The organism is Corallococcus sp. EGB, from assembly GCF_019968905.1.
Taxonomy (GTDB): domain Bacteria; phylum Myxococcota; class Myxococcia; order Myxococcales; family Myxococcaceae; genus Corallococcus.
Window position 1 is genome coordinate 77,949 of sequence record NZ_CP079946.1, and the last position, 12,260, is coordinate 90,208.

6 protein-coding genes are annotated in these 12,260 nt (G+C 72.2%); 4 read left to right on the plus strand and 2 right to left on the minus strand.

What is annotated here, in order from left to right:
• Window positions 1-26: 26 nt before the first annotated feature.
• The gene (locus KYK13_RS00340; RefSeq protein WP_223640762.1) at window positions 27-3,431 is read right to left on the minus strand and encodes a PAS domain-containing protein; all 3,405 of its coding nucleotides are present in this window, start codon (window positions 3,429-3,431) and stop codon (window positions 27-29) included.
• Between the two features lie 661 nt (window positions 3,432-4,092).
• On the opposite strand from KYK13_RS00340, the gene KYK13_RS00345 reads away from it, so the two are divergent.
• Window positions 4,093-5,604 carry a M20/M25/M40 family metallo-hydrolase gene (locus KYK13_RS00345; RefSeq protein ID WP_223640764.1) on the plus strand — a complete coding sequence of 504 codons (1,512 nt, stop codon included), beginning with the start codon at window positions 4,093-4,095 and terminating at the stop codon, window positions 5,602-5,604.
• Window positions 5,605-5,611: 7 nt separating this feature from the next.
• Here the strand turns inward: KYK13_RS00345 and KYK13_RS00350 are convergent, their stop codons facing one another.
• The gene (locus tag KYK13_RS00350; protein WP_370645258.1) at window positions 5,612-7,369 is read right to left on the minus strand and encodes an MDR family MFS transporter; all 1,758 of its coding nucleotides are present in this window, start codon (window positions 7,367-7,369) and stop codon (window positions 5,612-5,614) included.
• Between the two features lie 245 nt (window positions 7,370-7,614).
• Here KYK13_RS00350 and KYK13_RS00355 point away from each other — a divergent pair, with 245 nt between their 5' ends.
• The 3 genes from KYK13_RS00355 (at window position 7,615) to KYK13_RS00365 (ending at window position 12,244) form a co-directional block, all read left to right on the plus strand.
• Window positions 7,615-9,615 carry a lysyl oxidase family protein gene (locus tag KYK13_RS00355; RefSeq protein WP_223640769.1) on the plus strand — a complete coding sequence of 667 codons (2,001 nt, stop codon included), beginning with the start codon at window positions 7,615-7,617 and terminating at the stop codon, window positions 9,613-9,615.
• Between the two features lie 154 nt (window positions 9,616-9,769).
• Complete coding sequence (locus KYK13_RS00360; protein ID WP_223640772.1) at window positions 9,770-10,996, plus strand: ABC transporter permease; 1,227 nt, start codon at window positions 9,770-9,772, stop codon at window positions 10,994-10,996.
• A 27-nt stretch (window positions 10,997-11,023) separates the two neighbouring features.
• Entirely contained in the window at window positions 11,024-12,244 is a 1,221-nt protein-coding gene (locus KYK13_RS00365; RefSeq protein WP_223646955.1) for an ABC transporter permease, read from the plus strand.
• The last annotated feature ends 16 nt before the right edge of the window (window positions 12,245-12,260 follow it).

Here is a 12,260-nt window from a genome sequence, read left to right on the forward strand (position 1 = left end):
GGAGCTGAAGGCCTGCTGGGAGTGACTCAGCGGGCCGTCGCGGCCACCTGCGCCAGGGCCTGTTGGACCTGCGGCAGCGCGTAGGGCTTGGGCAGCACCACCACGCCCAGCCACTGCTGCGGGTCCCCCTCCAGCGCGGCGCGGCCGTGGCCGGACGCGATGATGATGCGCATGGCGGGCCTGCGCAGCGCCACCTCGCGCGCCAGGTCCACGCCCGACATGCCCGGCAGCGTCACGTCCGTGAAGAGCACGTCGAAGCGCTCCGCCGCCAGCGCCACCCGGGCCTCCTCCGCGCTCGCCACCGGCATCACCGCGTGGCCCAGCAACCCCAACAGCTCGCTGGCGGACGCGCGGATGTCCTCGTCGTCCTCCACCAGCAGCACGTGCATCCGCCTCGCGGACTCCTGCGTCGCCGGCGGCTCCACGGCGCGCGGCACCTCCGGCCAGGGGGGCTTCGGCGCCACCAGACGCTGCTGCCGCTGATCCAACAGCGCGCGCACCTTGCGCGCCAGGTCCTCGCGCCGGTACGGCTTGGACAGCAGGTTCACCCCCGGGTCCAGCCGGCCGCCGTGCACGATGGCGTTCTCCGTGTAGCCGGACGTGAAGAGCACCTCGATGTCCGGCTGGAGCGCCTTCGCCTGCCGCGCCAGCTCCGGGCTGCGCACCGGCCCCGGCATCACCACGTCCGTGAAGAGCAGGTCCACCGCCACGCCGCTGCGCAGGATGGACAGCGCGCTCTGCCCGTCCACCGCGCGCAGGACCCGGTAGCCCAGCTCCGTCAGCATCTCCACCACCGTCGCGCGGACCTCCGCGTCGTCCTCCACCGCGAGGATGGTCTCCCGCCCGCCCTCCACCGGCCCCGGCGCCACCTCCGTCACCGGCGCCTCCGGCTGGAAGGAGCGCGGCAGGTACACCTTCACCGTCGTGCCGTGCCCCAGCTCGCTGTAGAGCTTCACGTGCCCGCCGGACTGCTTCACGAAGCCGTACACCATGCTCAGCCCCAGGCCCGTGCCCCGGCCCTCCGGCTTCGTGGTGAAGAACGGCTCGAACGCGCGCTCCATCACCTCCTGCGTCATGCCCCCGCCCGTGTCCGACACCGCCAGCAGCACGTACGACCCCGGCAGCACCTCCGGGTGCGCCTGCGCGTAGTGGTCGTCCAGCGCCGCGTTGCTCAACTCCAGCGTCAGCTTCCCGCTGCCCTTCATCGCGTCGCGCGCGTTGATGGCCAGGTTGAGGATGACGTTCTCCAACTGGTGCGGATCCGCCAGCGTGTTCCACAGCCCGCCGCCGATGACCGTCTCCACCTCCACGTCCTCGCCCAGCGCGCGGCGCAAGAGGTCGTCCATGCCGCGCAACAGCCGGCCCAGGCTCAAGGAGCGCGGCTCCAGCGGCTGCCGCCGCGAGAACGCCAGCAATTGCCCCGACAGCCGGGCCCCGCGCTCCACCGCGCCCAGCGCCGAGCGCACCCGCTGCATGCCCCGCTCGTTGCCCGCCACGTCGCGCTGGAGCAGCTGCAGGTTGCCGCCCACCACCTGGAGCAGGTTGTTGAAGTCGTGCGCCACGCCGCCCGTGAGCTTGCCCACCGCCTCCATCTTCTGCGCCTGACGGAGCTGCTCCTCCGTCTGCCGCTGCTCGGTGACGTCACGCCCGGAGGCGTACAGCACGCCGTCCTCGGGCACCGGCACCGCCGTCCAGGAGATGCGCCGGTAGCCGCCGTGCTTGCACCGGTAGGAGCTCTCGAAGTTCAGCGTGGGCTGCCCTCCCTCCAGGCGGTGCACCTCGGCGCGCGTCCGCGCGTAGTCCTCCGGGCGCTCCAGCCACTCCGAGGTGCGGCCCAGCAGTTCCTCCTCCGTCCACCCCAGCATGCGCGTCCAGGCCGGGTTGACGCTGAGGAACTTCCCCTCCGACAGGCTCCCCACCACCAGCAGGTCCTGGGACACGTTCCACACGCGGTCGCGCTCCCGCGTGCGCCGCGTCACGTTCTCCTCCAGCGTCTCGTTGGCCCGCTTCAGCTCCGACAGCGCCTTGAGCCGGGACAGCGCCGCCCACACGCGGTCGGCCACGTTGCGGCACAGCTCGACCTCCTCCTCCGTCCAGCGGCGCGGCCGCACGTCGTGCAGGAACAGCACCGCCACGAACCGGCCGTGCTCCAGCAGCGGGATGTTGAACAGCGCCCGGATGCCCACCTGCTCCAGCGTGTCCGCCTGGCGCGCCGTGCGCGGGTCCTCCCGCACGTCCGGGATGGTCACCACCTCGCCCTTCAGGAGGTCCTCCAGGAAGACGCCGTAGTCGTGGAAGCGGTGCACGCCCTCCACGCGCGCCACGTCCGGCGAGGCCACCCAGTTCGGGTGCATCAGCACCAGCGCATGCGCCGCGTCCACCGTGCCGTAGCCCGCGCGCGGCACGCCCAGCAGCCGTCCCACCACCTCCATGGCCAGCTGCGCGGCGGCGTCCGGGGACGAGGCCTCGCGCAGCCGGTCCGCCATCTCCAGCAGCGCCGCCTGCCGCAGCTCCGCCCGCTTGCGCGCGTCGATGTCCACCAGCACGCCGGGAAAGCGCGCCGGCGCGCCATCCGTGGAGAGCGTGCACTGCCCGCTGGCCTCCACCCACCGGTAGTCGCCCCCCGAGCGGCGCACGCGGTACTCGGAGCGGTACGCACCGCCCGTCTGGAGCGCGCGGGCGATGGCGGCCTCCACGCCGGGCCGGTCCTCCGGGTGGATGGCGGCCACGAACTGGGCAATGGGCAGCCCCTCGCGCGCCTGCGCCGCATCCAACGAGAAGGAGTGCGCGAAGCGCTCGTCCGCGACGACGCGGTTGCCCGGCACGTCCCACACCCAGGTGCCAATCATCGCCTCGGCGTTGAGCGCCAGCTGCACGCGCTCGTTCGCCGTGCGCAGGGCGTCGTCGGCCTGGTGGCGCTCGGTGACGTCCTGGGTGATGCCGATGAGCTGCACGGGCTTTCCGGCCGCGTCGTACACGAGCGACGCGCGCCGGTGGATCCACCGCACCTCGCCGGTGTCCCGCTTGCGGATGCGGTACTCCACCGACGACGTGACCTGCCCCGCGGCCCGCGTGCGCGCGTTGGACACGTGCCGCCGGTCCTCCTCCAGCGCGAGCGCTTCAATCTCCGGCGCGGGCACGGTCTCCGAGACCGGCACGCCGTACAGCCGGCAGAACTCCGGCGTCACCGTCATCTGGTTGGTGGCGATGTCCAGCGTGAACACGCCAATACCGCCCGCCTCCTGGGCCAATCGCAGCTGCTCGTGCTTCACGCGCGCGTCGGCATCCCTGTCGTGGCGCGCTGGGGCTTCCGGGGCCCGCGCGCAGACCGTGTCGGCGCCGTCATCCAGGCCCGCGGCGCGCAGGCGCAGCCGCAGACGTTCGACCTCGGCCCTCAGGGCCTGTTCGGCATCGGAAGGGGGCACGCTCATGAGCGGGAACCGAGGGGCGGGGGACGACCTCCCGGTCGTGGCACTGTCGCCCGGCTCCTCCGGGGTGGGCAACGGAGAATTCCGGAGGAGTCATTTCCCCCTGGAACCGGAACGCACGCTCCGGTGGCCGCGCCCGTCCGGTCCTGGAGAGAAACGCCCGGAGGTGCGCGGTCAGTCCGCCGCGCCGCCATGGGTGGCATCCCGCTCCAATGCCTTGACGCAGGGCGGCCAGGGCGCCAGGGCATGGCGCGGGGAATACCGCCGACGGCGGCCCGTTCCGTGCGCGAGAAAGCCATGAGAACCGCCGCGAGTCCGCCGCCCACCCGGTGTCTTCAAACCTGGCAGGACGTCGCGAGTCCCCTGGCCGCGGTGGCCGCCAGGGGACGTCCCGCGTCGCGGAGACTCTTGAACACTCACATCACCCGCGGGTCGTAATGCTCACTTCCCGCCTTGACGCTGCGAGGAATTTCTTTAAAGAATGTGCGCACGTCCTCTTCTTCTTGGAAGATGGCGTATGTACCGGGCCTCGCGTTCCCCAACCGCGGAACCGGTGCGTGACGTCCCAGTTGAGCCCCGCGCGCCGCGTTCCCCCTCTCGGCGCGCGGTGGCCCCTGGGACTTCCACCCCGCACCTCACTCATCAAGTCCCTTCGAGGATTCGAGTGTCCACGTCCACCTTCGTCCTGCCCCTCTCGCTGGCGTTGCAGCTCTTCACCTCGGCATCGTCCTCTCCGCAGAACACCGCCACCGCGCCTTCGCAGGAGCCCGCGCCGAAGTCCCCGGCCACGTCCTCGGTGAAGTCCGCGCCTCCGGCCCCGGCGAAGCTGAGCGCCGCGCAGCAGGCCACGGCGGCGAAGCTGGTGGGGCCCGCGCTCGCGGAGGGCCATGCGTACGCGCGGCTGGCGGAGCTGACGGACGGCGTGGGGCCGCGCCTGTCGGGCTCCGAGTCCGCGGAGGCCGCGGTGCAGTGGGCGCTGCGGAGCTTCCAGGCGGATGGGGTGAAGGCGTGGAAGGAGCCGGTGAAGGTGCCCCGCTGGGTGCGCGGCGAGGAGCACGGAGAGCTCCTCGCCTCGGAACGCACGCGCGGCCTGCCGCTGGCGCTGCTGGCCCTGGGCGGCAGCGCGCCCACGCCGCCGGAGGGCATCACCGCGGAGGTGGTGGAGGTCAGCTCGCTGGAGGAGCTGGCGGCGCTCGGGGACAAGGTGAAGGGCCGCATCGTGTTCTTCAACCACACCATGTCGGAGGCGGCGGACTACGGCCGCTTCGCGGGGCTGCGCGGACGGGGGCCCGCGGCGGCGGCGAAGCAGGGCGCGGTGGCCGCGCTGGTGCGCTCGCTGGCCACGGCGTCGCTGCGCTCACCGCACACCGGCGCCACGCGCTTCGACGAGGGCGGCCCGCGCGTGCCCGCGGCGGCGGTGTCGGTGGAGGACGCGCTCACGCTGCACCGGATGCTCCAGGGCGGGCCGGTGCAGGTGCGGCTGGTGCTGGGGTGCTCGGAGCTGCCGGACGCGGACTCGTCCAACGTGGTGGCGGAGGTGCGCGGCCGTGAGAAGCCGGACGAGGTGGTGCTCCTGGGCGCGCACCTGGACTCGTGGGACGTGGGCACGGGCGCGCACGACGACGGCGCGGGCGTGGTGATGGTGATGGAGGCCGCGCGGCTCATCGCGAAGCTGCCCCAGGCGCCCCGGCGCACGGTGCGCGTGGTGCTGTTCATGAACGAAGAGAACGGCCTGCGCGGAGGCCGCGCGTACGCGGAGGCGCACGCGAAGGAGCTGCCCAGGCACGTGGCCGCCATCGAGATGGACGCGGGCGGCGGGCGCCCCCTGGGCGTGAGCGTGCACTCCGGGCCGGGCGGTGAGGCGCTCCTGCGGCCGTGGCTCCCGCCCCTGGAGGGGCTGGGCGCGGCGGAGTTCCTGGTGGGGCACGCGACGGGCGCGGACCTGAGCCCCATGGAGCCCGCGCACGTTCCGTTCGTGGGCGTGCGGGTGGACAGCAGCCGCTACTTCGACGTGCACCACTCCATGGCGGACACGCTGGACAAGGTGGACCCCCAGGACCTGTCGCGCAGCACCGCCGCGGTGACGTGGATGGCGTACGCGCTGGCGGAGGCGCCCGGCGTGCTCGCGCGCCCCACCGCGCCGGAGTCGGACACGCCTCCGCCGCCGAAGAAGTAGGCCGCGGCTACGCCTTCGCCGGGGCCTTGCGCGGCCCGCCCTTGCTGCGCAGCGGCAGCTCCGGCAGCAGCAGCGTGACGAGCAGGGCCGCCAGCGCGACGAAGATGGCGACGCGGTACACCGCCATCGTCGCGAGGGTGAAGGCCTCCTTGTGCGCGCGCTCCACGCGGTCCACGGTGGACAGCGCGCGGGCCTCGTCCGCGTCCACGCGCGCGCGGGCCTCGGGTCCCTCCCGCAGGGCCTGACGCCGCTCCTCCGCGAAGCCGTCGCGCAGCTTCGCCTTCACCTGCTCCGGCCGGAACTTCTGCCCTTGCGGCGCGCCCTCGCCGCCCAGGCCTCCCGGCGCGGACGCATGCAGCTCCTGCTGGACGCCGGGAGGCAGCCCGCTCGTGGCCTGCTGCGTGCGCGTGCGCAGCTCCCGGCCCAGCGTGCCCGCGAACACGGTGCCCAGGCAGGCCACGCCCACCGTCATGCCCAGCTGCCGGAAGAACGTGGTCGCGGACGTGGCCACGCCGATGCGCTGGGGCGGCACGGCGTTCTGCACGGCCACGGTGTAGAGCGGGATGGACGGGCCCAGCCCCAGGCCCACCAGCACCATCTTCACGGTGACCTCGGCCTGGCTGGAGTCGGGCGTCAGCGTGAAGCCCATCACCGCGAAGCCGCCCATGAGGAACAGGAGCGCCCCCACCATCAGCGCCTTGTAGCGGCCCAGACGCGACACCAGCTGCCCGGACAGCACGTTGCCCGTCACCACGCCCAAGGTCAGCGGCGTGAGCGTCAGCCCGGAGTGCGTCGCGGACAGCCCCACCACGTTCACCATGAACAGCGGCAGGAAGGTGACGGACGCCAGGAACACCGCGCCGATGACGAACACCGCCGCGTTGCCCGCGGAGAACGCGCGCAGGCGGAACAGCGACGGGTCCAGGAGCGGCTCCTTCGCGCGGCGCTCCCGCCACACGAAGAGCCCCAGCCCCACCGCCGACAGCGCGAACAATCCCAGGATGGGCGCGGAGCCCCACGCGAACCCGCCCGCCCGCGGCGCGGACGCGCCATGGCCCAGGCTGAGCGCGAGCAGGAGCGGCACCACGCCCATCGCCAGCGCCGCCGCGCCCGGCACGTCCAGCCTCCCGCCGTGCACGCCCTCCGGCTTGAGCGCCGGCATGCGCAGGAAGATGAGCGCGAGCGCCACCGCGCCCACCGGCAGGTTGATGAAGAACACCCAGTGCCAGCCCAGCGAGTCGGTGATGAAGCCCCCGGCCAGCGGCCCGACGACGCTGGACAGCCCGAACACCGCGCCGAACAGGCCCTGGTACTTGCCGCGGTCGCGAGGCGGGAACAGGTCCGCCACCACCGCCAGCGCACCGGTGAAGAGCGCCGCGCTGCCCAGCCCCTGCACCGCGCGGCAGAGGATGAGCACGAGCGTGGAGCGGGCGGCGCCGCACAGGAAGCTGCCGGTGAGGAACACCACGATGCCCGCCACCAGCACCGCGCGGCGGCCCAGCAGGTCCGACAGCTTGCCCCACACGGGCACCATCATCGTGGAGGCCACCAGGTACGCGGTGGTGAGCCACGGGTAGTGCTCCGGCGCGATGTGGAGGTCCGCCTGGATGGTGGGCCCCGCCGTGGCCACGATGGTCTGGTCCAGCGCCGCCAGCAGCAGCCCCAGCAGCGCCCCCGCCATCGTGAAGGCCTTCTGCGAACGGCTGAACCGCTCGGACGCCGGGGCGGCGCGGGAGTCCGGGGCGGTGTCGGCGGTGTCGGCCATGGCTCGGGCACGCGCACGCGGCGTGCGCATTCGCGCGAATCTGGGGATGGCCGCGGGGGCCGGCCACGTCCGCCTGCCCGGCTGCTCTCCCTCGGAAGGCCCCGCGCGGAGGGTGGGCGCGAAATTGAAGTTCGTCCGGCAAGGGACGTTCGGAGAAGGAAGCGTGCGGCCCTATCCTCCGCACCCCTTCATGTCGGACGTCGGACACGCCAGGGACGTGGCGGAGTCCTTCCCAGGAGTGACGCATGCGGATCCTCGGAGCGCTGGCCTGCGCCGGAATGGTGTTCCTGGCGGCGGGCTGCAAGGACGACCCGAAGCCCCGGCCCGACGCGGGAGTCCCGGACGCGGGAGTCCCGGACGGGGGCTCGCGGGATGATGGCGGCACCCCCAGTCCCACCCTCTCGGAGACGCCGCGCTGGGAGGTGAAAGGGGATGGCCTCGTCGCGAAGGAGTGCTTCGGCCGGGGCGTGGCGCTGGGCGACGTGAACGGCGACGGCCACAAGGACCTGCTGGTGATTTCGCCGCCGTGCACGAGCGGCCCCACGAACCCCGGCCGCGTGATGGTGTACCCGGGGCAGGCGTCCTACTTCTCCAAGACGCCCGTCACCTCCACGCTGTCGTGGGTGCATCCCAGCCCGCGCACGTCGGGCTACCAGATGGTGGTGGCCACGGGCGACGTCGACGGGGACGCGTACGCGGACGTGCTGGTGAAGAGCTACTACGGCGTCAGCGTGTACAGGGGCGGACCGGACCTGTCCCAGGTGTTCGCGCAGCCGGTGTTCCGCGTGCCGGACTCCACCACCCTGCGCTTCAGCGGCGCGCGGCTGCTGGACCTGGATGGGGACGGGCTGGATGACCTCGTCGTCACCACCTTCACCGGCAGCACGACCCTCTATCGCGCGACCCCCGGCGGGAAGGAGGGGCCCTTCACCAACGTCCGCGTGCTGTCCGGCTATGCGCAGCCCGCGGGGGACACGGACGGAGATGGCGCCCAGGACCTGCTCATCACGCTGTTCGACGCGGAGAACAGCCAGGGCCTCTTCCTGGGCTGCAAGGCGGACAGCGCGCGCGTCTGTGATGGACCGCTCACCTCGCAGCCGGTGTGGAGGGGCACGGCGGAGAGCATGAAGGGGATTCCGGACCTGAACGGGGATGGCCGTCCGGAGGTGCTCGCGTCGCTCCGGGGCAGCGTGCGCCTGCACCTGTCCGATGCCTCCGTCCAGGGCTACTCCGCCACGCCCGTGTGGACGTTGATGGACGACCCGGCCTTCCCCAGCGTGGCCGCGCAGGGCCTTCGAGTGGGCTCCATGACGAAGGGCGGGACGGGGCACGACTTCGTCCTCACCGCGCTGGGCCGCGTGTACCTCTTCCGCCCCACGCAGGACGTGTCCGGTCCACTGTCGCCGGTGTGGTCGTGGCCGCGCGCCAACCGGCTGCTGCCCCAGACGATGCTGGGCTTCAGCCTCCCCAGCGTGGCGGCTCCCGGGGACCTGGACGGGGACGGATACGACGACCTGGTGGTGGGACTGTCGCAGGAGACGGACGGCACGCGCGCGCCCGGCCGGGTGGTGGTGTACGGCGGAGGCCCGGTGCCGGACGTGAGCGAGCCTCCGCCCGCGCTGGCCCCCACGAAGACGTGCAACCTCCAGGTGGATCCGGTCAACGGCAAGCCGGACCTCACGGTGGACCGGGACGTCCTCGCCCGCACGCTCTACCTGGAGCGGCGCTCCTTCGCGCAGGACTCCTGCGAGGTGCGCGAGGGCTGCGTGCCCGCGGGCGGCGAGCGGCGCCTGCTGCGCTTCACCACCTCCATCATGAACATGGGCACGGGCCCGCTGGTGGTGCCTTCACCGGAGGAGCGGCCGGAGCTCTACGTCTACGACGAGTGCCACCAACACCACCACCTGACGAACTTCGCCGGCTACGACCTCAAGGACGCGGCGGGCCACGTCACGGCCGTGGGGCGCAAGCAGGGCTTCTACATGGTGGACTTCACCCAGTACTGCGCGGACGGGCAACCGTACAGCTGGTACGACCCGGGGCAGGGCATCTCACCGGGCTGGTCGGATGTCTACACCGCGGACCTGCCCTGCCAGTGGCTGGACGTCACGGACACCCCGGACGGCGACTACACCGTGCGGGTGGGCGTGGATGAGAACCACATCATCGACGAGGCCGACGCGCTGCCCAACGAGGCCACCGTCAAGGTGCGCCTGACCGGCGACACGGTGACCGTGCTGCCCTGAAACCCGGGAAACGCCGCCGTCGGACCCCCGTCCGGTGAAGGCCGCGTGCAATGGGTGGCCCTCCTCGGCGTAGAGTGCCTGACGCGGCACGCTGGCCGGGGGGTATCCCGGTGCGCCAGGCTGCTCGGCTTTCCTCGCGTGAAGGGGTGTTTTCGTGAACTTCCGGGTCGACGTGTGGGAGGGCGCGCGCATCGCGCTGACCTCGCTGCGCTCCAACCGGCTGCGGACGGTGCTCACCACGGTGGGCATCGGCGTGGGCGTGTGCACCCTGCTGGCCATCGTCGGCATCATCCAGGGGCTGAACAGCTCGTTCGCGGAGCAGCTCAACAAGATTGGCTCCAACACGCTGCAGATCTCCAAGTTCCCCTGGGTGATGAACGGGGACTGGTGGGCGTACCGCAACCGCAAGGCGCTCTCGCTGAACCTGGTGGAGCCCCTGCGCGCCGCCTCCGAGCACGTGGTCGCGGTGGCCCCCATGATGTTCGTCAACGCGGAGGTGTCCTTCCAGAACCGGAAGCTCGCCTCCGTGCAGACCATGGGCACCAGCCCTGACTACGCCATGACCTCCTCCGTGGAGATGGGCCAGGGCCGCTTCCTCACGCAGGCGGACGTGGACAACCGCTCCGCCGTGGTGGTGATTGGCGCGGAGGTGGGCAAGGTGCTCTTCCCGGGCATCAACCCCGTGGGCCACCGCATCCTCGTGGACCGCCGCCCCTACCGCGTCGCGGGCGTCATCGTGGAGCGCGGCACGGTGCTGGGGCAGAACGTGGACCTGGTGGTGATGCTGCCGTACCCCGCGTTCCAGGGGCACTTCGGCACCCAGCGCGACGTGAACTTCGTCCTCGCGGTGGACCAGCAGGAGAACGTCCCCCGCGTGCAGGACCGGCTCACGGAGACGCTGCGCCGCGAGCGCAACACCAAGCCCGGCGCGCCGGACGACTTCGCCATCAACCGGCCGGATCAGCTGGCCAACATGTACGCGCAGCTCACCGGCGCGCTCTACGGCGCGGCCACCGGCGTGGGCCTCATCACCCTGCTGGTGGGCGGCATCGGCATCATGAACATCATGCTGGTGTCCGTGCGCGAACGGACGCGGGAGATCGGCGTGCGGCGGGCGCTGGGCGCTCGCAAGCACACCATCATCCTCCAGTTCCTCATGGAGGCGGCCAGCGTGTCCGCGGTGGGCGGCGCCATGGGCACCGCGGTGGGCATGAGCCTCGCGTGGCTGGTGAACTACCTCACGCCCCTGGCGGCGGCGGTGCGGCCCATGACGGTGGTGCTGGGCGTGGGCTTCTCCGCGGTGGTGGGCCTCTTGTTCGGCATCTGGCCCGCGGCGCGCGCCGCGAACCTGGACCCGGTGGAGGCGCTCCGCCACGACTAGGCGGGAGCGGGAGACCTGACCATGTGGATGGCTTTCTGGGACACGGTGCGGCTGGCCTTCGGCACGTTCCGCTCCAACCCCCTGCGCTCCTTCCTGACGCTGCTGGGCATCGTCATCGGCGTCACCACGGTGGTGTCCATGATGGCCCTCATCGAGGGCCTGCGGAACCAGGTGAACGACCAGATGTCGGAGCTGGGCTCTGACTGCTTCCAGGTGCAGCGGCTGCCCTTCGGCCAGGGCCAGCTGTCCATCGCGGAGCTCGCGCGCCGGCCGCGCTTCACCTACGCGGACCTGGACGCCATCCGCACGCAGCCCTCCATCGCGCAGGCGGCCGGCGAGGACTCCAAGGGCGGCCAGAAGGCCTCCACCGCGGACCGCGAGTCGCGTCCCAACGTGAGCGTCTGGGCCGGCACGCCGGAGTACTTCCACACCAACTCGGTGAGCCTGGCCTCCGGGCGCCCCTTCACCGACGCCGAGTTCGTGGACGGCCGGCGCGTGGCGGTGATTGGCCAGGACCTGGCGGACACGCTGTGGCCCGGCGTGGACCCCCTGGGCCGCGAGTTCCGCCTCCTGGGCCGCACCTTCCAGGTGGTGGGCACGCTCAAGCGCCGGGGCGGGTTCCTGGGCGGCGGCAGCCAGGACAACCAGGCCATGATTCCGCTGTCCACCTTCGCCACCATGTTCGGCGTGCGCGACTTCCGCGTCAGCATCCAGGCGAAGTCCCCGGAGGTGCTCCAGCGCGCCCAGGATGAGGTCACGCTGCTCATGCGCCGCCGCCACGCGCTCAAGGCGGACGAACCGGACGACTTCTTCCTCTACAACAACGCGTCCGCCACGCAGATGTTCAACAACCTCTCCTCGGCGGTGTCCGCGGCCAGCTTCGGCGTGTGCATCCTGTCGCTGCTCGTGGGCGGCATCGGCATCCTGAACATCATGCTGGTCGCCGTGACGGAGCGGACGCGGGAGATTGGCATCCGCAAGGCGCTGGGCGCCAAGCGCTACCGCATCCTCGCGCAGTTCGCGCTGGAGGCGGTGGTGCTGTCGCTGGTGGGCGGCGCGGTGGGCGTGGCATTGGGCGTGGGCCTGGCGCACCTGGCGCGGTGGATGATCAACCTGCCCACGGAGGTCCCCATGTGGTCCGTCATCGTGTCGCTGGTGATGAGCTGCGGGGTGGGGCTGGGGTTCGGCATCTACCCGGCCGCGCGCGCCGCGAAGCTGGACCCCGTGGAGGCGATGCGCACGGAGTAGCGCGCGCTCTCTTCGC